This window comes from Pantoea sp. X-Soil-TKNS-1279 (genome assembly GCF_059730565.1).
This window is the reverse complement of the sequence record NZ_AP035949.1, coordinates 102,019-125,011: the sequence shown is the minus strand read 5'-3', so window position 1 is coordinate 125,011 and position 22,993 is coordinate 102,019. Positions and strand designations below refer to the sequence as shown.

Below are 22,993 nucleotides of genomic sequence, written 5' to 3'. Positions count from 1 at the left end.
ATGAGATGACTATCAATCCATTTGAGTTCCGCACCGTACCCTCGATTGAGATGAAGTGGGGAGGTGCGCAGCAACTCGGCACCAGCATCGCCAGTCGTTTTACACAACGCAACGCCTGCCTGATCACCGACGCCGGGTTGGTTAAAGCCGGTCTGATTGCGCCGATCGTCGAGAATCTCACCACTGCCGGATTTCGCGTCAGCGTGTTTGATCAGGTGGTGGCGGATCCGCCGGAGGCGATTGTCCACGCCTGCGTTGACGCCGTGAAACAGGTCGGTGCCGATATCATTATCGGCCTCGGCGGTGGCTCCTCACTGGATATCGCCAAAGTCGCGGCGGTGATGGCCGAAGGTGATCAACCGTTGGCCGAGATGTACGGCATTGGCAAGGTAACCGGTTCCCGACTGCCGCTGGTGCTGATCCCCACCACCGCTGGCACCGGCTCTGAAGTGACCAATATCGCCATCATCACCACCGGTGAAACCACCAAGATGGGCGTGGTTGCGCCACAACTGTATGCCGATTTCGTGCTGCTCGATGCCGAACTCACCGTAGGTCTGCCGCAAATCCATACCGCCGCCACCGGTATCGACGCTATGGTGCATGCCATCGAGGCCTACACCAGCAAGCACAAGAAAAATCCGTTGTCCGATGCGCTGGCGCGTGAAGCGCTACGGCTGCTGGGGGCCAATCTGATCACCGCCTGCCAGGATGGCAGCAACCGCGCAGCGCGCGAAGGGATGTTGCTCGGCGCGACCCTTGCTGGTCAGGCGTTTGCCAATTCCCCCGTTGCCGCGGTGCACGCCCTCGCCTACCCGTTGGGCGGGCACTACCATGTCGCGCACGGTCTTTCCAATGCGCTGATGCTCGGGCCGGTGTTGCGTTATAACGCCAGCGCCGCAGCACCGCTGTATGCCGAACTGGCGGAGGTGCTGGGCGTGGCCGGCAGCGGCGATGCCGCTACGCGTGCCAGCGCCTTTGTCGAACATATGCTGCAACTGATGGAGCGCAGCGGCGCACCGCGTCGCTTACGTGATGTTGGCGTCACCGAGGAGAGTTTGCCTCGCCTGGCAAGTGATGCCATGTTGCAAACCCGTCTGCTCACCAATAACCCGGTAGAGGTGCTGGAGCAGGACGCGCTGAATCTGTACCGCGAAGCCTTTTAAGTTCTTACCCCTAAAACAAATAAGTACCCACGACTAACCAGAGGAATGCCCAGTATGAAAGATATACGACTCTACATGCTCCAGTCCGGCACCCTGAAATGTAAGGTTCACAACATCAAGATGAACCAGGGTTCGGGGGCCGATTATGAAATCCCGGTCCCCTTCTTTCTGATCACCCATCCGGATGGTCACACCATTATCGATGGCGGTAACGCGATTGAAGTGGCCACCGATCCGCGCGGTTATTGGGGCGGGATTTGTGATGTCTACTGGCCGGTATTGGGCGAAGACCAGGGCTGTGTTGATCAGGTCAAAGCGCTCGGCATCGACCCGGCGGATGTGAAATATGTGGTGCAGTCGCACCTGCATCTCGACCACACCGGTGCCATTGGCCGCTTCCCGAACGCCCGGCATATTGTGCAACGCGCCGAGTATGAGTATGCCTTTACCCCGGACTGGTTTGCGGCGGGCGGCTATATCCGCCACGATTTCGATCGTCCCGGCCTGAACTGGCAATTCCTGAACGGCACCGATGATGATTTCTACGACATCTACGGCGATGGCACCCTGACCACTATTTTCTCGCCCGGTCACGCGCCCGGACACCAATCCTTCCTGGTCCGTCTGCCTAATAGCAAACCCCTGCTACTGACCATAGATGCGGCCTATACGGTGGATCACTGGGAGCAAAAAGCGCTGCCAGGCTTTCTCGCTTCGGCGGTGGATTCGGTGCGTTCGGTGCAGAAGCTGCGTGCGGTCGCCGAGCGGGCAGATGCGATTGTCGTCACCGGCCATGATCCGGATGCCTGGGCCGGATTTAAAAAAGCCCCCGAATACTATTCCTGAATCCCGAGGGGCGTCATGCCCCTTTTTTTGTTGCCTGCTAAACGAAATTCATACGTTAACTTTACCTCTCCAGCGGCAAAACCCAGCATGGCCGCGCTTTTCCTCTCTCGCAGATTGTCAGCCAGCTCACAATATAAATCTAACTCATACCCCTAAAAGCCTTTTTTGACAGACACTTCCCCCTGCCATGCTTAAGGTGTGATCGGATTGTTAAATTTCTCTCACCATGACAATAGCCGTCTGACACGGCATAACAGAGAGCGTACCCATGAATACAAACAACCTGGTCGATATCAAAGCATGGATCGACGCCCGGCCGATTTCACGCTTTCAATGGCGTGTGTTATTCCTCTGCCTGATCATCATCATGTTCGACGGTTACGATGCCGCCGCTATGGGTTTTATTGCTCCGGCGCTGATTGAACATTGGGGTATCTCCCGCGCGGCGATGGGACCGATCCTTGGGGCGGCGATGTTTGGCGTCGCCATCGGCGCGCTAATCGCCGGACCGCTTTCCGATCGCTTTGGCCGTAAACGTATCATTCTGCTCTCCTTCCTGGTGTTCTCGGCGTTTAGCCTTGCCTGCGCTTTTGCCAGCACACCGCTGCAAATGGCGCTGCTGCGCTTTCTCACCGGGCTGGGACTGGGGGCGGTAATGCCGAACTGCGTCACCCTGCTGTCGGAATATATGCCGGAACGCCGCAAAGGGGTGATGATCACCCTGATGTTCAGCGGTTTTAACATTGGTTCCGGTCTGGGTGGCTTTATCGCCGCGGGCTTGCTGAGTATCTGGTCGTGGCAAGCGGTGCTGGTGTTTGGCGGTATCGTTCCGCTGTTGATGTTGCCGTTATTTATCTGGCTGTTGCCGGAATCCGCCCTGAATCTGCTGGTGCGCAAAGCACCGCGTCGCCAGATTGCCGCGCTGCTGAACCGGATGGGCGGCAGCTTCAGTCATGACAGCAGCTTTGTGCTGCACTCACCTCGCGTGAATGGTCACAGTCCGATTTCGCAACTGTTCCGTCATGGTTTTGCGCGCGGCACCATTATCCTGTGGCTGACCTACTTTATGGGGCTGTTCGTGATTTACCTGCTGAACGGCTGGCTGCCAACCATTATGCGCTCTGGCGGCATTTCGCTGGAGCAGGCGGCGATTCTGGCCGGATTGTTCCAGCTCGGCGGGCCGTTAGGCGGCATTATTGTCGGTGCGCTGATGGATAAGCTGCACGCCAAATATGTGATTGGTGTGGTCTACCTGCTCGGCTGTCTGTGCCTGGTGGCGCAGGGGATGTTCGGCTTTAGTGGTGTGGCGCTTGGGGCCTTCATTTTTGTCATCGGCATGTGCATCAACGGTGCGCAAAATGGCCTACAGGTTTACTCACCGGCTTATTATCCCACGGAAATCCGCGCCACCGGCGTAAGCTGGATGCATGGCATTGGCCGTACCGGAGCGATCCTCAGTTCTTCTGTCGGTGGACTTCTGATGGGCGCTTTCCCTGGACAGTCGGCGATTTTCTTTGTCCTCGCCCTGCCCGCTCTGCTGGCAGCGCTGAGTATCGTATTGCATCGCAACCTTCCTTTAACCCTAAAAATCAAAGGCGCCGGACTTGCCGACATCCCCGCGCTGTCACAAACCCTAAATAACCGATAAGTGGGGGCACATTTCGTAGCGGCGCGATGTATCGCGCCATTACGAAACAGAGGATTAGAACGTCACCACCGTTTTCAGCTCACCCACCCAGGCATCCTGGGTTTCGCTCAGGCTACCCGGACGGTGCCAGTATTGAATGCCCGGTTGTAACTCCAGCCAGCTCACGGGACGGAAGCGATAATAAAGCTCAGCGTTTACCGCATGTCCCGGCACCGGGCTGTACAACGGATCATAATAATCACCCACCCCTTGCAGGCTATTTTTCTCCTGCTGATTGCGGCTGTAGTGATTGCTGATATCGATATACGACACGCCCACACCAATCCAGTCTTCCGGGCGGGCATCAAACAACCCACGATAACGCAGGGTCGCCGCTGTGACGTAGTGGATATAATTACTGCGCTGGTCGCCAAATCCCGCGTTGATGCCACCGCTTAAGCCGCGATTAGCGTCATCTGCATGGCGAGTGAGTTGCTGATTAAATCCGCCGTAAAAAAACCAGGTGCGGTTATATTCTTTATAACCTTCAGGATCATTCGCCCCGGCATTTTGTGTTTTACCGCTGTAAAGATCGGATTGTTTGGCGTTAGTAAATTGCGTACCTAAATTATAAATACCGGGTAATTCATGAATGTGGGTTTTCCACTCCACTTCCAGCGGCAAAATAAACCCTTTGCTACCTTTGGTTGACCAACTCCAGGCATGGCTGCGATCGGTAGCCGAGGGATTTTGCTCCAGAATACCCGCTTTCAGGGTCAATTCAGGGGTGACTTTATACGCAAACGTGGTTCCCCAAGTGTGAATATTCCAGTTGCTCCACAACATTGAGTTGGCTGATTTACCACCGCACAACATCAGCGTCTGAAAATCACAGGGCGCAATTTGGTCGAATGTCTGGACTTTATTCATCATCCCGATACGCCATTGTAACCGGCGATCGTCAAATGTCCGGCTGAAGGTTAACCAGCCCAGACGGGTAATTGAACCGGTTCCGGCACTTTCCTGAGTGGCATCATTAATATTCACCCGCGAATCCTGCACCCGTTTTGTCAGCAGGCTGTCATCGTGATTACGGTTAACAATATTGCCTTCAAGGGTGGCATCGGGAATACCGGTAAAGCGTTCTAAATCCTGGGTAAACGTGATGGCAAATTGATCAATATAGGCGAGGTGGTGATCGTGATTGTAGCCCCCGGCGATGTTGTACGCATTTTCATTGAGATACTGAAAATTATAGTTAAAGCCGTTATCGCTCAGAATGGGACGAATTCCCAGCATATCACCCAGTAAACCTTTACCCGGTGCTTCAAATCCCAATACCGTACCATTCCACTGCGGGTCTTCAGCGTGGGTATTTAGCGCAGTAAAAAGTAATCCAGCCAGAATTGTCGAACGAAAAACCCTCATGCTTTTTATCATGATTATCTCTTCTCTCTTTTTTAGGGCGTAGTTAACCCGGCAGATAAATATCTGCCTGAGTCAATTCACTGTCGGAATTTTGAGCAAAAAAAAACCTAAATCGCCGGACTCTGAATAACAAGAGCCAGGTGATTTAGGTTTTGCCTGTAAAACAGTAACAATCCTGAATGGGGAGCATCATCATCAAAGTACGACGCACAGGCAAGCGGTTATCGAAACCTTAATTAAATAATGTGAAGGAGATCTTATTAACATCGCTTTCAGGTATGCGCATTAAAGCACACTCCGTAGCGGCGCAATTGGGGTTGTCCACATTACGGGTGCATATCCGCGCCAAAACCCTGTGGATAAACTTCTCCGGGCCGCGCCCCGCTTACCCGGAGAAATAGCCGGTCATTTATTGACCGCCTTGCCGCCACTTTTCCTTAACGCAGAAAGGCTTCCGTTAATCGCGCCCAATAGGTTGCACCGGTCGACAGGCAGGCATCATTAAATTGATACAACGGATGGTGCACCGCGTAGTCTGCTTCGCCGGTGCTGGTGCCCAGCCAGATATAGTTTCCTGGTACGTCCTCCAGCATAAATGCAAAATCCTCGCTGCCCATCAGCGGTTTGACCTCCGCGTAATCGGCAACACGATCGGCACCGAAGGTATCCCGTGCCACCTGGGTCGCGAAGTCCGTTTCCGCCGCATGATTGATGGTGACCGGGTAGCCAAAATCAGGCTGGATAGTGGCGGTCAGGCCAAAACTGGCGGCCTGCGCCTGTACCAGTTGTTCAATCCTCGCCTTCGCCTGCTCACGCACCTTCGCACTGAAGGTGCGCAGATTCAGTTTGAGTAACGCGCTGTCCGGAATGACGTTATGGGTGCTGCCACTTTGCAGGCTTCCTACCGTGACCACCACCGCATCCTGTGGATCAACATTGCGTGACACGATGGTTTGTAACGCCATCACCATCGCCGCCCCCGCCACGGTGGGATCAAGGGTGTTTTCCGGTGTCGCGCCATGCCCTCCTTTACCGTGGAGCGTAATGGTCATGCTGTCGGAGGAAGCCATCAGGGGTCCGGGTTTGGTAAAAAAATGTCCGGCAGGCAACAATGGAAAATTGTGCAGACCAAACACCGCATCGCAGGGGAACAAACGAAACAAACCGTCATCCATCATGCGGCGCGCCCCGCCATATGACTCTTCCGACGGTTGGAAGATCACATGTAATGTACCGCTGAAGGGACGTTTTTCCGCCAGATAACGCGCCGCCGAGAGCAGCATCGCGCAGTGCCCATCATGGCCGCAGGCGTGCATTTTGCCCGGCACCTGGCTGCGCCACGGAATATCGGCTAACTCCTGCATCGGTAAGGCGTCCATATCGGCGCGTAATCCCAGCCGTTTGCTGCCGTTACCTGCCTTCAGCGTACCCACTACGCCTGTGCCACCCAAGCCACGATGCACGTCATAACCCCATGACGTCAGCAGTTCGGCAATGCGCGCGCTGGTACGAACCTCTTCAAAACCCAATTCCGGGTGCTGATGAAAATCACGGCGGATGGCAATCATCTCGTCTTCGAATGCGAGAATTTCTTTAATCAACATGTCAAACCTCAGCTTTTAGTCATCGGATAAAACCGGTTGCTCACGCCATGCCAGCAACGCCGACAAGGACACCACTGCACTTAACAGCAGATACCACGCCGGAGCCATAGCATCGCCAGTGACATTCAATAACCAGGTCACATTAAATTGGGCAAAGCCGCCGAACAGGGTGACGCCAATGGCATAGATCAACGCCATACCCGAGGCGCGCACCGGACGCGGAAAGGCTTCGAGGATCAGCAGGAAAAAGGCTACCGCCGTGATATTCGCCAGGACCTGATCAAGGCTAATCAGGGCGATAGTCAGTGCAAAAGGTGCGCCGTGGTGCAGGCTGGCAAAGATCGGCCATACCAGCAACAGCGATCCGATGCCACAACCCAACAACAATGGCTTGCGGCGCGGCAGGCGATCCGCCAGTTTCCCGGCAAAGAACGGCACCACCAGCGTTAATGTCGCGGCCATCAGGCTAATCCAGTACGACGTCCCCTCCGGCATGTGCAAGGTATGCACCATATAGGCGGGCATGTAATAAACGATGATGTAAAACGTGGTGGTACTTTTCATCACCAGCAGAATGCCCAGCAGCATAGTGCGGCGATGTTCGCGCCACAGACGGGCTGCCGGTGTTCCCTCGGCGTGAACAGCCGATGGCGTATGGGTTTCATTCAGGTGGCGACGGATATAGATCCCCACCGGCATAATCGCCAGCCCAACGATGAACGGTATGCGCCAGCCCCAGCTATACAGGGCATCATGGCTTAAGCTATGAGTTAATAATGCCCCCATCGCCGCCCCGAGCAATGCCGCACCGCCCTGGCTGGCCATTTGCCAACTGACGCGAACGCCTCGCTGTGATTTGCCTCCCGCCTCCATTAACCAACTGGTCGCGGCGCCCACTTCGCCACCGGCGGAGAAACCTTGCAGCAAACGTCCGCAAACCAGTAAGGCCGGGGCCAGCATACCGACCTGTTCATAGGTCGGTGCAAAGGCAACCAACGCCACGCCCAGTGCCATCAGCGCCATAATCAACGTCAGGGCTGCTTTACGCCCATGCTTATCGGCGTAATGCCCCAGCACCAGGCTGCCGAGCGGTCGCATAAAAAAACCGACGCCAAAAGTCGCCACCGCCAGGAGTAACGAGGCGGAATCACTATCGGTGGGAAAGAAAAGGTGTCCAATGATGACAGAAAAGAAGCTGTAAACAGCGAAATCATAGATTTCAAGACCATTGCCGAGGGTCACGGCAAACAGTGATTTTGCATGAGCTCGTCGGCTATCCATAGCGGCATCGCTGAAAGGAAGCGATACCGCAACCTCCGCTTCGGCAGGCGCACATTTGACTTTATTCATACGCATATCCTTCCAGTAACGTTCAATAAACGGTGGAAGGTGCACTATTGTCATAAATAAATTACATTTCAATCATGAGAAATTGTTATGCCCTGAGTTATCTGTCCTGAATGCTGATGGTGCATTTTCTGCACCATCTCGTGAGTGAAACCCGAGGAAAACGTGAAAATAAAACTCAATCAGCTCGATGTGTTACTGGAAGTGGCGGCTCAGGGCAGCATTGGCAAAGCCGCCCGCACTCTGCACCTGACACAACCCGCCATCAGTAAAACTATTCAGGAGATGGAAGCGGAGATAGGCATGCCAATTGTCGAGCGATCTTCGCGCGGCGTAGTGCTGAATGAGTATGGGCAGGTACTGCTGCGCCATGCGCGCGATATCGATCGTTCGTTGAGTCAGGCGCGTGAAGAGATTGACCACCTGCTGGGTAAAGCGATGCGCCAGCTTCGTGTCGGTTTCACCTCCGCCGCCGCCTGGGGGCCATTTACCACCACGTTACTTCAGTACCAGCAACGCTTTCCCGGCGTAAAACTGATCGCGATGGAGGGGCGTCCCCACCAGCTTTATGATGCGCTGGAGAATCACCGTATCGACCTCGCCGTGATTTCTTCCACTGATGGGATGCGTATCGCACCGATGTATTATGAAATGCTCTATTCCCTGAGCAACGCCATCATCGCCGGTAAACAGCATCCGATTACCCACACCACGTCATTGCGCAATTTGCTGAGCTACACCTGGCTGGATTGGGACGAGCCGGGCGACCATTCCATTCTGGCGCAAGTTTTCCGCCGCTATAACCTGCCGCTACCGGAACGGGTGATCCACTGTTCATCACCCACCATCATGGCGCGTTTAATGGAAGAGGCTGAGATGGTCAGCATGTGGACGTCGGTGAGGCTACGCTTTCCCGGTTATCAGGAAAGCTTGCGCCCCTTGTCCTTGAAGGAGGTACTTCCGGCCACCGATATCGGCATTTTGTGTGCCAATATTGGCCGTCTGTCGAGTGCCGGGCACAGCTTTTTGGAGCTGCTACGGGTGATTAGCCGTGACTGGTTGCAGCAAAGTGATGCCCACGAAATGGTGGTGAATCAGGGCTGAAGGCACGACTCAACAAAGGAAGCAAACTGGCGTGCTTTCGCCGTCGCCATCCGCCCACCAGGGAAAACGGCCCATAAATCAATGTCGGGCAATTGCCATTCCGTCAACACACGCAGCACCGTGCCGTTGATAATTTCCTGCGAAAACATCCAGTCTGAGGCGATGGTGATACCCATATCGGCCAACACCGCCGCCCGGATACCCTCGGCGGCACTTAAATGCAAACGGCTTTCCGCGGTCACACTCTCTTCCTCACCCGCGCGGGTAAAGCGCCACAGGTTGTTGAGCTGACTGATCACCAACGTCTGATGTTGCGTCAGGTCCTGTGGATGTTGTGGATAACCACAGCGTGCCAGATAGGCAGGTGTCGCCAGAACGGAACGTCGCGTGGTCGCCAGCTTGCGCGCCACTGCGCTGGAATCATTCAAGGTTCCCATGCGCAGGCAGATATCAATCCCTTCCGCGACCAGATCAATCGGGCGATCGTCCAGCACAATATCCACCTTTAATTGCGGATGCTGGTCCATAAAACGAGCCAAATGGGGAATAACATGCAAACGGGAAAACGTCGGTGCGGCTGCCACACGCAAGACACCCGATAAGCCTTTTCCCGCCCCACGGGCCGCCATCTCGGCCTCTTCCGCCTGTTGCAACGTGATACGCGCCCGTTCGTAGTAGCGCTGTCCTGCCTCGGTAGGGGTCAGCCCGTGAGTCGTTCGCAGTAGCAAGCGTACTTCGAGATGCTTCTCCAACTGCGCGATGGTTTTTGAAACCGCCGGTTGACCGATGTTCATAATCCGTGCCGCTGCTGAAAACGATCCTGCATCAACCACCTGAACATACATCTGCATCGCCTGAAATCGATCCACCCTATTCCTCCTGGGAATATCCATTATCGTTTTTTGCTGTCTGCCATTACCGGGTGACATTAGCAGATACTTGTCTGCAACGACAACGGGATGCAGTCACCGCATCCTGACCACGGGAGAAAACCGATGTACGAACTCTATGCCTTCGCCACACCTAACAGCATCAAGCCCGCCATTATGCTGGAAGAGATCCAGCAAGCCTGGCAACTTCGCCCGGTCAATGTGCGTCAAGGGGAGCAAAAACAGCAGGACTTTCTGGCCTTAAACCCGAATGCAAAAGTGCCGGTGCTGGTTGATCACAGCAACGCTATGACTCTGAGCGAATCGGCTGCAATTTTGGTTTATCTCGCCGAGAAACATCAACGCTTATTACCCGCTGCGGGTGCGCCACGCGCTCGTGTGTTCGAACAACTGTTTTTCCATGCTTCAGCCGTCAGTCCGGCTTTTGGTCAGGCGGGCTTCTTTAATCGTCTTGCCAGCGAACCCCAACCCCTGGCGCAGCAGCGTTTCAATACCGAAGCCGCGCGTGTCACTGGCCTGCTGGACAACCTGCTCGCTACGCAGCCGTTCCTCGCCGGTGAAGCGTACAGCATCGCCGATATCGCTCATTACGGTTGGCTCTGGCGACGTGAATTTGCTGGCGTAAGCCTCGACGGATTGCCACATCTGGCCCGCTGGTTCGACACCCTTTCTGCTCGCCCTGCCATTCAGCGGGCGACTGAAAAACTTAATGCTCTTATTTAAGTACGCTAACTGAAAAGGAACTATGCCATGTCTCGCTTTGAAAACTATCGCCATGCCTTTGCCAATGCCCACTTAACCCGTTCTGCCAGCGGTGTGCTGGAAGTTAAGTTTCACACGGACGGCGGCGCGTTACTGTTCAACGGCCACACCCACGAAGAATTTGTCGAGTTGTTCCATCAGATTGGTGCCGACCCGGACAACCGCATCGTGATCCTGACGGGCTCAGGTGAGGCGTTTATGGAGAGCATCAGCCCGGAAGGCTTTGATTTCTTCACGCCACGCGGCTACGACAAAATTTACCGCGAAGGGAAGAAAGTCTTGATGAACTTGCTCGATATTGAAGTCCCGGTGATCGCTGCACTGAACGGCCCGGTTCGCCTGCATTCCGAATATGTATTGCTGGCGGATATGGTCCTGGCAACACCGGATACGGTGTTTCAGGATAAGCCGCACTTCGAATTCGGTATCGTTCCCGGCGATGGCGTTAACCTGTTATGGCCAGAAGTTATCGGTAGCGTACGTGGTCGTTATTTCCTGCTCACACGTCAGGAACTGGACGCGACAACTGCGAAGGAATGGGGTGTGATTAATGAAATCGTACCACGCGACCATTTGTTGACGCGCGCACATGAACTGGCGGAGTCGCTGGCGACATTGCCGCCACTGACCACCCGCTACACGCGTATCGCCCTGACGCAAAAATTACGCCGCCTGATCGATGAAGGCGCGGGCTATGGCCTGGCACTGGAAGGCATCAGTGCAGCGGATGTGGCGTTACAGGCCAGTTCCGGCGTCTGATCATCACGCAGATTTTCCCCCACCAGCACAGGCCAACCTGTGCTGGTTTTTACGTTTGCAGGAGTTAAAAACATGAGCCACAAAAGAACATTTCTGATTACCGGTGCCAGTAAAGGTATTGGCTTTGCACTTTCACAGCGTTTGGCGGCCAGTGGACATCAGGTGATTGGCATTGCGCGCAGTGCGCCAGCCCAACCCTTCCCCGGTCACTTTGTCGCCCTGGACCTGGCAGATAGCGCGGGATTCAAACAAGCCCTGGAGGACATCACTGCCCAATTCCCCCTTGATGGCGTCATCAACAATGTCGGCCTGGTTCGCCCGCAATATCTGGCAGACGTCACCCTCGATGCACTGGATGAAGTATTAAAAGTGAATTTACAGCCAGCGTTGCTGGCAACTCAGGCAGCATTACCCGGTATGCAGTCGCGAGGTTTCGGACGGGTAGTTAACATTTCCAGCCTGACGGTACTTGGCGTGCCGCAGCGCACCTCATATGCCGCGGCCAAAGCGGCGCTGGTCAGCTTTACCCGGAGCTGGGCGCTGGAACTGGCAACCCAAGGGATTACCGTAAACGCCGTGGCACCAGGCCCCACCGAAACAGAACTGTTCCGTGCCAGCAATCCCCCAGGCAGTCTGGGAGAACAGCGTTACCTCAGTAGCGTACCGATGAAGCGCTTCGGGCAGCCGGATGAGATCGCCGCAACCATTGCGTTCCTGTTATCTGAAGAGGCGGGATTTATGACGGGGCAGACGTTATATGTCGATGGGGGAGCATCAATTGGGGTAGCGCAGATTTAAAGCCAGCGACAGCCAGTAACGGCGCGATTTATCGCGCCGTTTTCGTTGTTACGATACCCAGGTAGGGAAATCGGTATAACCGCGTGCATCGCCGCCGAAGAAGGTGTCACGATCCCAGGCAGTGAACGGGTGCCCCTGACGAATACGTTCTGGCAGGTCCGGGTTAGCGGTAAATAAGCGACCGAACGCAATCAGGTCAGCGTCCCCGTTTACCAGCATCGCCTCTGCCGCCTCCGGTTTAAATCCGCCAGCCGCAATGATCATTCCGCTAAAGAACGGGCGCAGTTCACGACTGGCGACCGGTTCCGCATAGCTGCCGTTCTCGCGATCTTCAGGCCCCACAATCCGTGGTTCGATAATGTGTAGATACGCCAGGGAAAAATCGTTCAATTTTTCCACCAGATAACGAAACGTGGTGGCCGGGTCGCTGTCATGCATATCGCCATAAATGCCACTCGGTGAAATACGTACGCTGACACGCCCACTGCCCCAGACATCTGTCAGCACCGCCACCACGTCAAGTAAAAACCGGGCGCGATTTGCCAGACTTCCTCCCCACTTATCGTTACGCTTGTTGCTGCCATCTAACAGGAACTGTTCCGGTAGATAACCGTTGGCGGCATGCAGCTCCACACCATCAAATCCTGCCGCCAGTGCGCGTTGCGCCGCACGCCGAAATTCGTCGATGATGGCAACGATAGCGTTTTCATCAAGTGCCCGTGGCTCAGGGAATAAGCGGCCCTCATAGTTGCCCTGTGCATCTTTGCCGACGCCATAGGTATCGCGGGCAACCAGGGCAGAAGGCGCAACCGGTGGTCTTCCGGCGGAAAGTTCGGGCAGCGACTGGCGGCCAGGATGCCAAAGCTGCAACACAATCTGGCTCCCTTTAGCGTGCACCGCCTCAACCAACCGTTGCCAACCGGCTTGTTGTTCGTCACTGAAGATACCCGGCGCATCGGCGTAGGCATTCGCAAACGGAGAAATGGCAGTGGCTTCTGCAATCAACAATCCCCCTTCGCTGGCACGCTGGCGATAATACTCCACCATCAGTTCACCGGGAACGCCGCCGACTTCCGTGCGCATCCGTGTTGTTGGTGCCATCACCACACGATGTTGTAGACGAAGTTTTCCAGCGCTAATTGGGGTAAATAAAGTTTTCATTTTTGCTGCTCTCTTTGAGTAAAGAGAGCAGCCTAAAGTGCCTGCACTGATTCAGAAACCGGGCAACAGGCATAACCGCTATTCTCAACTGGAATGTGTATTCTCTGTTCAGCCCTGTGGTCAAACTATGCTGAATCAAAACATTGCAGATATAGTTAATGCACTATGCAGCGCATCGTTAACTTCAGGGAAATGACGAAATGAGCTGGTTTACCCCGTGGCCGCAGTTATATCGTGTGTTGATTCTCCTTGCCTGCCTGACCCTGATTTTGTTCGGGCTTCATCTGTCGGCGCACCTTATCAATCAGGTGCTGCTGGCGTTGCTGCTTTCTATCATGCTGGACCCGCTGGTGAGTTGGCTGGAGCATAAACGGATTCCGCGTATCCTCTCTTCGCTGGCGATCATTCTGGTGCTGCTGCTGGTGATTGTTGTCACCATTATCAAGCTCACAGTACTGACGCCGGACCTGATTCTGCTGAGCCGTCAGACGCCCCTGTTGTTAACCACCCGCTTGCAAGAGATCACCCAGGCGCTGGACCAGGTGGGCATTGCGCTGGCACCGGATGAGATGCTGGCTTTTATTGATGTTGGCGCGGTGGTGAAATGGATCACCGCTTTCCTCACCCAGATTCCCGGCGTGCTGTCGTGGTGGGTGATGGTGTTTCTGATGTTGTTGTTTATGTTGTATGAACTGCCACTGCTGAAAAATGCGCTGGATAAACGCGCCCACGGCAAATCGGCGGCGCTCTACCGTGCGTTGGATGATGGCATCCAGAGCGTGATTGTCTATGCGCGGGTCAAAACCCTGACCGGCATCTTTGGCGGCATCATCGTCTGGGGGGGTGCACAACTGCTGGGGTTGAAATTTGCCTTCTTCTGGGGTGTGTTGATGTTTGTGTTCAATTACATCCCGGTGCTGGGTTCATTTATGGCGGCGATTCCGCCGGTGGTGCAGAGCTATATCGCTTTTGATCTGGAAGTGGCGCTGGCGATAGCCGGTTTTTTTGTTCTGTTAAATCTGACGCTCAGTTCGGTGCTGGAACCGCTGATGATTGGTAAACGTCTCGACATGGCGTTGACCAGCCAGTTGCTGGCCTTTCTGTTCTGGCAAGCGTTGCTTGGCATCACCGGTGCTATCCTCGCCATTCCGCTGACTTATCTGATCAAAAAAGTCCTGCTGGCCAGCTATCGGCAACAGCAGGACTCGGTGTTATCAGATCAATGACTGCGTTTTAACGCCACGCCAGGAGCGCGTCAGACGTTTTTCTATTTCCACGATGATGAAGATAGCGATACTGACGATTAACGAGATAAACCAGTAATTAATTGGCAACGGACGGGTACCGAACAGCGTGTTCATCAGCGGTACATAGATGATGATGGCTTGCAGGACGATCAGCACCAGCGTCACCATCCAGATACCTTTGTTTTTGACCAGGCCGCCGTCAAGGGAGAAGCCTTCTGAGTTACGGCAGTTAATCATATAGGCCCATTGCGCTGTCACCAGCATTTGCAGCAACACGGTGCGGATAAATTCCTCACTGTAGCCGCGCGGCTGGAGCCAGGCTTCCAGCACGAAGGCGCTGATGGAGATCAACAAACCAACAAACACGACACGCCAGATGGCGTAACCATCCATCACATGCGCTTTGACATTACGCGGTGGGCGGCGCATCGCATTGGCTTCTGCCGGTTCAAACGCCAGGCCAAATGACAGGGTGGCGGAGGTTGCCATGTTCATCCAGAGAATCTGTACCGGGGTGAGCGGCAGCAGGTTACCCATCAGGATGGCGATGATAATCAACAAGCCTTGCGCCAGGTTGGTCGGCATAATAAACAGGATGGTTTTCTTCAGGTTGTCGTAAACCCGCCGTCCCTCTTTCACCGCCGCCGCAATGGTAGCGAAGTTGTCATCAGCCAGAATCATATCTGCCGACTCTTTCGTCACCTCGGTTCCTTTGATACCCATCGCAATACCGACGTTGGCCTGCTTCAGTGCCGGGGCATCATTCACCCCGTCACCGGTCATCCCGACAATTTCACCGCTGGATTCCAGCGCCTTCACCAACCGCAATTTATGTTCGGGACTGGTGCGCGCAAAGATGTCATAGGTTTTTGCCGCCTGCGCCAGCTCGGCATCATTCATATGCTCCAGCTCGTATCCGGTCACCGCAGAGTTGCTGTTGCCAATACCCAGCATCTGCCCGATCGCCATAGCGGTTTCCTGATGGTCGCCGGTGATCATCTTGACGCGAATCCCTGCCTGCTGGCATTCGTGAATCGCCGAGATGGCTTCCGGACGCGGTGGATCCATCATGCATCCCAGGCCCAACAGCACCATGCCGTTTTTCAGTTCGTCGTGGTCGAGCGTGGTCACTGGCGCTGACGTTGGTTTCCACGCCGCCGCAACGGTACGCAGCCCTTCACTGGCATAGGTGGTGATGGCCGCTTCCCAATACGCCAGATCGAGCGGCTCAACCCCCTGCGGAGTTTGTTGTTGCTGGCACAGTTTCAGCAACACATCCGGTGCGCCGGTCAGCAAAATATACGACTGGCCGTCAGCGACACAGCTCACCGACATGTATTTATACAGGGAATCGAAAGGTAATTTACTGACCACCTCAACCGATTGTTTTTGCGTGATGCCCTTCGCCGCCAGCACTTTCATTGCGCCTTCGGTCGGACCGCCAACAATCACCCAATGACCATTGGCATCCTGCTGCAACTGGCTTTCATTACAGGTATCTACCGCGCGTAAAAATTGCTGGAACAAGGGATCGGTCGCCGAATTTAATCCGCTACCACCTTCCGCAACAATTTCGCCTTTCGGTTCATAGCTGTTGCCGCTCACACGCCATTTGCTTTTTGCCAGCACCACCGCTTTGACCGTCATTTCATTCATGGTCAGGGTGCCGGTTTTGTCAGAGCAAATCACCGACATCGCCCCAAGGGTTTCCACCGTCGGCAATTTACGGATGATGGCCTGTACGCGTGCCATCGACTGCACGCCAAGGGAGAGGATAATCGAGATAATCGCCGGTAAACCCTCCGGCACCGCCGCCACCGCCAGGCTGATAACCGACAGCGCCAGCTCAGGGAACGGAATGTCACGCAGCAACCAGGCAAAAATAAACAGCGCTACCATCATCAAGACAATGATGAAGAAAATGGCTTTACCGAGTTTGTCGATCTGCACCAGCAGCGGCGTTTTGACCTCTTTCACTGAGCTGATCATCTCATTGATATGACCCAACTCCGTATCGCCGCCACTGGCGACCACCACGCCTGATGCGGTGCCTGAACTGACCGTGGTGCCAGAAAATGCAAGGTTGAGACGATCGCCAAGCGATTTTTCTCCCTCCAGCGATGCCACGCTTTTTGACACCACCGTGGATTCGCCAGTAAGAATTGCCTCCTCAACGCGCAGGTTATGCACATCAAATAAGCGCAAATCTGCCGGAATTTTATCGCCAGGACGCAACATCACCACATCCCCCGGCACAATATCCTGGGTGGATATGGTGGTTTGTTTGCCATCGCGCACCAGAATTGCTTCACTGGCTAACATATTCTGAATGCTTTTCAGTGACTTCTCAGCGTTACTTTCCTGAACAAAGCCAATTAAGGCATTGATCACCGCCACACCAATAATGACAAAGGTATCAACCCAATGTGCCATGACGGCGGTAATAAGCGCGGCGGCAAAGAGGATATAAATTAACACGTCTTTAAAATGTGCGATAAATTTCAATAACGCTGACTTCTCCGCTTTTTGCGGCAGCGCATTAGGACCGTATTTCTTTAAACGATCACTGGCGTCAGTTGATGATAAGCCAGCCGGTGAACTTGCTAAGTTCTGGAAAGTTTCCTCTGTGGAGTACTGATACCAGGGTTGTGCACCCTTATCCTGACCTTGAACATTTTCCATATTGACCCCTAGCTACTAAGCTATTGTTAAAATGAGTTTTTATAAAAAAACACACATAATCTGAGGTAATTAGATTTGTAAGACACCTGCTGACATCATTATCCGAGAAAGCGATCTGACTAATGATTTGAATGAGATAAATTAAATCTAATCTATATTATCAGAATGGCAATGTTACTTTGCCTGCACCATCAGCTTCCGGCTGGATGCGTGCCCTTCCAGGATCATTGGATAAAAAAATAAAGGTAAACAGTAATGGAAATACAAACAGTTAAGTTGGTTTGTGGATTCGTTATCATGGCCGTTGTTGCCACCACGCTGGTCGGTTTGCTGACCTATGTTGTGGTATCGCATATTTCATGAAGATCGTTTGTTTAATCCTTGCGAGCTGTTTAATTCATGGCGTGGTATTTACGGGATGAGGGAAAATAATGATAAAATACAAGGCTATACTTTTACTTGCCTGTACATTGCTAATTGCGGGTTGCGATGAAAAAAAAGAACCGCCGCCTCCCCAACCCCGCGTCGTTAAAGCGTTTACCATCACCTCCGGCAGCGCCAGCAATGTGCGCGTCTTCCCGGCGCGTATCCAGGCGGGTGATAACACCGAACTGGCGTTTAAACGCGCAGGCCGTATTGAACAACTCGATTTACGTGACGGGATGGTGGTAAAAGCGAACCAGACCCTCGCCCGATTAAATGACACCGATGCACGTTTACGCGTGAAAGACCGGCAAAATAGTTTCCAACTGGCCGATCGGCAATATCAGCGTTTCCGTACCCTTTCCAATCGCAGCGCGGTGTCGCAAGCGGATATGGATGTACAGAAATCCAATCGCGATGCAGCAGCCACCGCGCTGAAAGTGGCTCAGGAAGAGTTGCAATTCCTCACCCTCAGCGCGCCGTTTGATGGCGTGATTGCCCGCGTCAATGTGCGTAATCATCAGGTGGTTGCCGCCGGACAACCCATCGCCTTGCTGACCCGCGCCGACGTGTTGGATGTGATTTTCACTGTACCGGAGAGTTTATTCACCGCCCTCGATATCCAGAACGCCAGTTATCAACCTGAAGTGCAATTCAATGCCCTACCCGACAGAACGTTCACTGCCAGCTACAAAGAACACAGCACGCAAACCGATGCCGCGACGCTCACCTGGCAGGTGGTGCTGACCATGCCCCGTCCGGCCGATTTACCGAATGTGGCCGGGCTAAGTGGCACCGTGCGTATTCAGTTGCACAACCTGCCGAACGCACCACAGCAATCGCAGGTGGTGGTACCCGCTGCGGCAGTATTCAATCCGGATCGAAGCCCAACCAATCAGCCACATGTCTGGCTGATTGTTGGTGAAGGCGACAATTTACACGTCAAAGATCAACAAGTTGAAGTGGGCAACATCAGTGCCGAAGGCATTGAAATTATCAGCGGCTTGAAAACAGGCGACCGCGTGGTGTCTGCCGGAACAGGCGAGCTGCGTGAGGGTGAAGCGATCCGTATCTGGACCCGTGAGCGGGGGTTATAATGCGGATTATTGACAACTTTATTAATAAACCTGTCCGTATCTGGATGGTGATTTTGCTGCTGGGCGTCGGCGGGATTTACGCCCTGCTAAACATAGGTCGTCTTGAAGACCCGTTGTTCACCATCAAGGCGGCGGTGATCGTCACGCAATATCCAGGTGCGTCGGCGCAGCAGGTGGAAGAAGAGGTCACGCTCCCGTTGGAAAATGCCTTGCAACGCTTGCCTTCACTCGACAACGTTAGCTCGATCTCCAGCAATGGTCTGTCGCAGATCACCGTCTCAATTCACACCAGTTATCTTGCCAACCAACTGCCACAAATCTGGGATGAACTCCGGCGACGGGTGGGTGACGCGGCGCGCCAGTTCCCACCTGGTGTCAATGAACCCTTCGTCAATGACGATTTTGGCGATGTCTATGGCTACTTCTTTGTTATTTATGGCAAAGACTTCAGCAACGACGAACTGCGCAATTATGCCGACCAGTTGCGGCGCGATCTGGTGTTGGTACCCGGGGTCGCGAAAGTTGCCGTCGCCGGGGTGCAACAGGAACAAATTCGCATCGCCCTCTCCAGCACCAAAATGAGCAGCTACGGCATCACGCCCGCGCGCGTGGCCGACTTACTCAGCCGCAGCAATGTGGTGTCTAACGCCGGGAGTATCCGTCTTGAGGGAGAATCGATCCGTTTCAACCCCACCGGGGAGTTTCAGTCTCTGGAGGATTTAGCCAACCTGCCGATATCCCGTCCTGGCACCACGCAAACGCTCCATCTGCATGACATTGCCACCCTGTCACACGATGTCACCGACACGCCGGATAACCTCTACCATGCCGACGGTCATGATGCGCTGGCGATTGGTGTCTCTTTCGCCCCCGGCGTTAACGTGATTAACGTGGGCGATGCGTTGACACAAAAGCTTCAGGATTATCAACAGGACAAACCCGCTGGCATCTCGCTGAAAGTGTTTTATAACCAGGCACATGAAGTGAAGCAGTCGGTGGATGGCTTTATCCTTAACTTCCTGATGGCGCTGGCGATTGTAGTCGGTACGCTGCTGATTTTTATGGGACTGCGCAGCGGTATTGTCATCGCTGCCTCGCTTACCTTTAACGTGTTGGGCACGCTGCTGGTGATGTACCTGTTTGGGCTGGAACTCCAGCGCATCTCGCTGGGGGCGCTGATTATCTCCCTCAGTATGCTGGTGGATAACGCCATTGTGGTGGTGGAAGGCATCAAGATCGACCAACAACGCGGTAAACCGTTACAACAGGCCACCACGCAGATGGTCAAGCGCACGGCACTGCCACTGTTAGGAGCCACGGTGATTGCCATCATTGCGTTTGCACCGATCGGCCTGTCACAAGACTCAACCGGGGAGTACTGTAAATCGCTGTTCCAGGTGCTGCTGATTTCTCTGCTGCTCAGTTGGATCACGGCGCTGACGCTAACGCCGGTGTTTATTAAATGGAGTGAAGCGCGCCGTAAAGAATTGCAGTTACCACCACAGGATGATCAATCTCCCTATCAGGGTGTGGTGTTTCGCATTTATCGCAGCACGCTGGTGAGCTTAATTCGGCTACGCTGGCTGACCATCACCGTGATGGTGGCCTGCCTCGCTGCCTCTCTTTATGGTTTCACCTTTGTAAAACAAAACTTTTTCCCCTCCTCCAACACGCCGATTTTTTTCACCGATCTCTGGTTGCCCTATGGCACGGATATCAATTTTACCGCCGCGACGGCGGCTGAAATCGAGCGTTTTATTAATCAGGAACCAGGCGTCGATGCCACCGTCACCACCATCGGTCAGGGTGCGATGCGCTTTACCCTGACCTATGACGCAACCCGGCAGTACAGCAATTACGCTCAGATTATGGTGCGGGTCAAAGATGGCCGCCAACTGGAGCGGATTGCCTTAGCCACCGAACATTACATTCAGCAGCAATATCCGCAGGTGAATGAGCGTATCAAACGCATTCAGTTCGGCAGCGCCAGTGACAGTGCCATTGCGCTGCGTGTCATCGGTCCCGATCCGGATGTACTGCGTCGTATCGGCAGCCAGATTGATGGCATTTTCCAGGCAGATGGCACCACCTTCCCGGTGCGCAATGACTGGCAGGAGCGTAGCAAGGTGATCCGACCGCAATACTCAGCGTTACGCGGTCAGGAACTGGGTATCGACAAGCGCGACATTGACCAGGCGCTGCGCATGAATTTCAGTGGCGATGCGGTGGGGATTTTCCGGGATGGCTCACGGCTGATTCCGATCATGCTCTTCCCGGCGCCGGAGGAGCGGCAGAATATTGATCATATCGCCAACATCCAGCTCTGGAGCGCCTCGCTGCAACATTTTGTCCCGCTCAGTAACGTGATTTCTGATTTCCGCCTGGAGTGGGAAGACCCGCTGATTATGCGACGCGACCGGATGCGCGTATTGACGGTACAAACCGATCCCGACCCGGCGCAAGGATTAACCGCGGCCCAGGTGGTGGCGCGCGTCCAGCCGCAAATTGAACAACTCCAACTGCCTCCCGGCTATCGGCTGGAATGGGGCGGAGAACTGGAAAGTTCACGCGAAGCCCAAAGCGGCCTGTTAAGCTCGCTGCCAATCGGGTTTCTCGTGATGTTTATCATCACCATTCTGATGTTCAATTCTTTGCGAGATGCGGTGGCGATATGGATCACCGTGCCGCTGGCTTTGATTGGTGTCACCTGCGGCTTTTTACTCACCGGCATTCCGTTTGGTTTTATGGCGTTGATTGGTTTGCTGAGTTTGTCCGGCATGCTGATCCGCAACGGCATCGTGTTACTGGAGGAGACGCGTCAGTTCCGACAGCAAAAAGCGTTGCAGGAGGCGATTCTCGATGCCGCCACATCGCGTTTACGCCCCATTTTGCTGACCGCGTTCACCACCGTGCTGGGTCTGCTGCCGCTGTTGCGCGATGTGTTTTTCCAGAGCATGGCGGTCGTGATCATTTTCGGGCTGGGTTTTGCGACGGTACTGACGCTGCTGGTGTTGCCGGTGCTGTATCGTTGTTTCCATGCCAGGGACGCTGATGATGAATAATATCGGGTTGAATTTGTTGAAAACCCTGGCATGTATGACGGCGGTCTCCTTTTTCACGATGTATCAGAGCTACGACCGCTACAATTATAATTACAGCCTCGCGCTGAATATCCTGAGTTTTATCTCCACCATCGCCACGCCGCTCTACTTTTTGTTGAGCGGCTATCTCGATGCCGGACAGAAGCACAGTCCAAACTGGCAGTTGGAGAAGATCCGGCGCATTTTGCTGATCTTTCTCTTTTGGTTTAGTTTTTTCTGGTTTGCCGGGGTGCAAAATAAAGGCTATCTGATTCAACCGTGGTTTGTGATTTCCCTGATTTTGATTTATGTCTCGCAACCGGTGATTGACCGCCTGCTTCTTTTCCCTGGCAAAATGGCGTCGATTATTTTTGTGCTGCTGTTGGCCGCTTTCCTGTATGACATTTTGGCCGTGCTCTACCCGAATACACGCGCTTTCTCGCTGTTACCGCAATATCGTATCTGGACCTGGGTGTTGTATTACTTATCTGGTCGTCTGATGGCATTGCCAGACGTGGTACAACTGCTGCAATCGATACGGGTGGTACGGCTCAGTTTATTATTACTGCCTGTGGTGTATCTGTTTACCTGGCTTTATGAACGTTATTATTTTATCGCGCGCTTTATCACTACCGGCAATGATTTCGTACTGACCGGCTCCCAGGTCTATTTCCTGGTGATTCTGATGGCGATTAGCGTCAACGGGATAACCGTGCCTGCGCACTGGAAAAAGGTGCCCGCGCTGTTCGCCACCCTCGGTAAAACTATGACCGGGGTTTATATCCTGCATTACCTGGTGTTCAACATCCTCGCATGGTCGATTTCCATCCGTTCGCTGGCCGATAAGATCATGGTGATTTGCCTGACTGTGGTGGTATCAATGATGATTTCGTTGCTGTTGTTACAGATTCCCGGAGTGAAAAAACTGATTAGCTTGTGAGTGAGGTGGCTGGCGGCACGCCGCACAGCCAT

At 54.0% G+C, this 22,993-nt stretch carries 17 protein-coding genes; 11 read left to right on the top strand and 6 right to left on the bottom strand.

What is annotated here, in order from left to right:
* Positions 1-5: 5 nt before the first annotated feature.
* The 3 genes from AC6I8N_RS20795 to AC6I8N_RS20785 all read left to right on the top strand — a co-directional run bounded on the left by AC6I8N_RS20795 (position 6) and on the right by AC6I8N_RS20785 (position 3,660).
* The gene (locus AC6I8N_RS20795; protein WP_497831007.1) at positions 6-1,166 is read left to right on the top strand and encodes an iron-containing alcohol dehydrogenase; all 1,161 of its coding nucleotides are present in this window, start codon (positions 6-8) and stop codon (positions 1,164-1,166) included.
* A 54-nt stretch (positions 1,167-1,220) separates the two neighbouring features.
* Entirely contained in the window at positions 1,221-2,012 is a 792-nt protein-coding gene (attM, locus tag AC6I8N_RS20790; RefSeq protein ID WP_208725906.1) for an AttM family quorum-quenching N-acyl homoserine lactonase, read from the top strand.
* Positions 2,013-2,280: 268 nt separating this feature from the next.
* Entirely contained in the window at positions 2,281-3,660 is a 1,380-nt protein-coding gene (locus tag AC6I8N_RS20785; protein ID WP_497831006.1) for an MFS transporter, read from the top strand.
* A 54-nt stretch (positions 3,661-3,714) separates the two neighbouring features.
* Here AC6I8N_RS20785 and AC6I8N_RS20780 read toward each other — a convergent pair whose 3' ends face one another.
* The 3 genes from AC6I8N_RS20780 to AC6I8N_RS20770 form a co-directional block, all read right to left on the bottom strand.
* Positions 3,715-5,067, bottom strand: coding sequence for a carbohydrate porin (locus AC6I8N_RS20780; RefSeq protein WP_497831005.1), 1,353 nt, complete (start codon positions 5,065-5,067; stop codon positions 3,715-3,717).
* A 437-nt stretch (positions 5,068-5,504) separates the two neighbouring features.
* Positions 5,505-6,671: a M20 aminoacylase family protein gene (locus tag AC6I8N_RS20775; protein ID WP_497831004.1), complete on the bottom strand. Its 1,167-nt coding sequence runs from the start codon at positions 6,669-6,671 to the stop codon at positions 5,505-5,507.
* Between the two features lie 15 nt (positions 6,672-6,686).
* Positions 6,687-8,021, bottom strand: a complete 1,335-nt coding sequence (locus AC6I8N_RS20770) for an MFS transporter (protein ID WP_497831003.1) — start codon at positions 8,019-8,021, stop codon at positions 6,687-6,689.
* Between the two features lie 162 nt (positions 8,022-8,183).
* Here AC6I8N_RS20770 and AC6I8N_RS20765 point away from each other — a divergent pair, with 162 nt between their 5' ends.
* Positions 8,184-9,122: a LysR family transcriptional regulator gene (locus AC6I8N_RS20765; RefSeq protein ID WP_208725911.1), complete on the top strand. Its 939-nt coding sequence runs from the start codon at positions 8,184-8,186 to the stop codon at positions 9,120-9,122.
* Here the strand turns inward: AC6I8N_RS20765 and AC6I8N_RS20760 are convergent.
* Positions 9,113-9,991, bottom strand: coding sequence for a LysR family transcriptional regulator (locus AC6I8N_RS20760; protein ID WP_497831002.1), 879 nt, complete (start codon positions 9,989-9,991; stop codon positions 9,113-9,115). The two genes, AC6I8N_RS20765 and AC6I8N_RS20760, sit on opposite strands and share 10 nt — an antisense overlap.
* Before the next feature lie 126 nt (positions 9,992-10,117).
* Here AC6I8N_RS20760 and AC6I8N_RS20755 point away from each other — a divergent pair, with 126 nt between their 5' ends.
* From AC6I8N_RS20755 to AC6I8N_RS20745, 3 genes are all read left to right on the top strand, one after another.
* Positions 10,118-10,735, top strand: coding sequence for a glutathione S-transferase family protein (locus AC6I8N_RS20755; protein WP_497831001.1), 618 nt, complete (start codon positions 10,118-10,120; stop codon positions 10,733-10,735).
* Between the two features lie 27 nt (positions 10,736-10,762).
* On the top strand, positions 10,763-11,533 hold the full coding sequence (locus AC6I8N_RS20750; RefSeq protein ID WP_208725914.1) for an enoyl-CoA hydratase/isomerase family protein: 771 nt from the start codon (positions 10,763-10,765) through the stop codon (positions 11,531-11,533).
* Between the two features lie 72 nt (positions 11,534-11,605).
* Positions 11,606-12,331 (top strand): SDR family oxidoreductase, encoded by a 726-nt coding sequence (locus tag AC6I8N_RS20745; protein WP_497831000.1) that lies wholly within the window; start codon positions 11,606-11,608, stop codon positions 12,329-12,331.
* A gap of 48 nt (positions 12,332-12,379) precedes the next feature.
* Here the strand turns inward: AC6I8N_RS20745 and AC6I8N_RS20740 are convergent, their stop codons facing one another.
* Entirely contained in the window at positions 12,380-13,492 is a 1,113-nt protein-coding gene (locus AC6I8N_RS20740) for an alkene reductase (RefSeq protein WP_497830999.1), read from the bottom strand.
* Between the two features lie 200 nt (positions 13,493-13,692).
* On the opposite strand from AC6I8N_RS20740, the gene AC6I8N_RS20735 reads away from it, so the two are divergent.
* The gene (locus tag AC6I8N_RS20735; protein ID WP_497830998.1) at positions 13,693-14,718 is read left to right on the top strand and encodes an AI-2E family transporter; all 1,026 of its coding nucleotides are present in this window, start codon (positions 13,693-13,695) and stop codon (positions 14,716-14,718) included.
* On the opposite strand, the gene AC6I8N_RS20730 is transcribed toward AC6I8N_RS20735, so the two are convergent.
* The gene (locus AC6I8N_RS20730) at positions 14,707-17,421 is read right to left on the bottom strand and encodes a cation-transporting P-type ATPase (RefSeq protein WP_208725918.1); all 2,715 of its coding nucleotides are present in this window, start codon (positions 17,419-17,421) and stop codon (positions 14,707-14,709) included. The two genes, AC6I8N_RS20735 and AC6I8N_RS20730, sit on opposite strands and share 12 nt — an antisense overlap.
* A 431-nt stretch (positions 17,422-17,852) precedes the next feature.
* Between AC6I8N_RS20730 and AC6I8N_RS20725 the strand changes: the two genes are divergently transcribed.
* Genes AC6I8N_RS20725 through AC6I8N_RS20715 form a run of 3 tightly spaced genes read left to right on the top strand, consistent with a single transcriptional unit; the run spans position 17,853 to position 22,961 of the window.
* Entirely contained in the window at positions 17,853-18,941 is a 1,089-nt protein-coding gene (locus tag AC6I8N_RS20725) for an efflux RND transporter periplasmic adaptor subunit (RefSeq protein ID WP_497830997.1), read from the top strand.
* Positions 18,941-22,003, top strand: coding sequence for an efflux RND transporter permease subunit (locus tag AC6I8N_RS20720; RefSeq protein ID WP_497830996.1), 3,063 nt, complete (start codon positions 18,941-18,943; stop codon positions 22,001-22,003). The genes AC6I8N_RS20725 and AC6I8N_RS20720 overlap by 1 nt, the downstream gene beginning before the upstream one ends.
* A complete protein-coding gene (locus AC6I8N_RS20715; protein WP_497830995.1) occupies positions 21,993-22,961 on the top strand; it encodes an acyltransferase family protein in 969 nt (322 codons plus the stop codon). Before AC6I8N_RS20720 ends, AC6I8N_RS20715 begins: the two co-directional genes overlap by 11 nt.
* Positions 22,962-22,993 lie beyond the last annotated feature (32 nt).

Bases quoted from the DNA above. Each gene is read 5' to 3' on its own strand.
- AC6I8N_RS20725 (WP_497830997.1), top strand. From the start codon at position 17,853: ATGATAAAATACAAGGCTATACTTTTACTTGCCTGTACATTGCTAATT.
- AC6I8N_RS20730 (WP_208725918.1), bottom strand. From the start codon at position 17,421: ATGGAAAATGTTCAAGGTCAGGATAAGGGTGCACAACCCTGGTATCAG.
- AC6I8N_RS20780 (WP_497831005.1), bottom strand. From the start codon at position 5,067: ATGAGGGTTTTTCGTTCGACAATTCTGGCTGGATTACTTTTTACTGCG.
- AC6I8N_RS20715 (WP_497830995.1), top strand. From the start codon at position 21,993: ATGATGAATAATATCGGGTTGAATTTGTTGAAAACCCTGGCATGTATG.
- AC6I8N_RS20735 (WP_497830998.1), top strand. From the start codon at position 13,693: ATGAGCTGGTTTACCCCGTGGCCGCAGTTATATCGTGTGTTGATTCTC.
- AC6I8N_RS20770 (WP_497831003.1), bottom strand. From the start codon at position 8,021: ATGAATAAAGTCAAATGTGCGCCTGCCGAAGCGGAGGTTGCGGTATCG.
- attM (WP_208725906.1), top strand. From the start codon at position 1,221: ATGAAAGATATACGACTCTACATGCTCCAGTCCGGCACCCTGAAATGT.
- AC6I8N_RS20750 (WP_208725914.1), top strand. From the start codon at position 10,763: ATGTCTCGCTTTGAAAACTATCGCCATGCCTTTGCCAATGCCCACTTA.
- AC6I8N_RS20785 (WP_497831006.1), top strand. From the start codon at position 2,281: ATGAATACAAACAACCTGGTCGATATCAAAGCATGGATCGACGCCCGG.
- AC6I8N_RS20795 (WP_497831007.1), top strand. From the start codon at position 6: ATGACTATCAATCCATTTGAGTTCCGCACCGTACCCTCGATTGAGATG.
- AC6I8N_RS20720 (WP_497830996.1), top strand. From the start codon at position 18,941: ATGCGGATTATTGACAACTTTATTAATAAACCTGTCCGTATCTGGATG.
- AC6I8N_RS20775 (WP_497831004.1), bottom strand. From the start codon at position 6,671: ATGTTGATTAAAGAAATTCTCGCATTCGAAGACGAGATGATTGCCATC.
- AC6I8N_RS20740 (WP_497830999.1), bottom strand. From the start codon at position 13,492: ATGAAAACTTTATTTACCCCAATTAGCGCTGGAAAACTTCGTCTACAA.
- AC6I8N_RS20745 (WP_497831000.1), top strand. From the start codon at position 11,606: ATGAGCCACAAAAGAACATTTCTGATTACCGGTGCCAGTAAAGGTATT.
- AC6I8N_RS20755 (WP_497831001.1), top strand. From the start codon at position 10,118: ATGTACGAACTCTATGCCTTCGCCACACCTAACAGCATCAAGCCCGCC.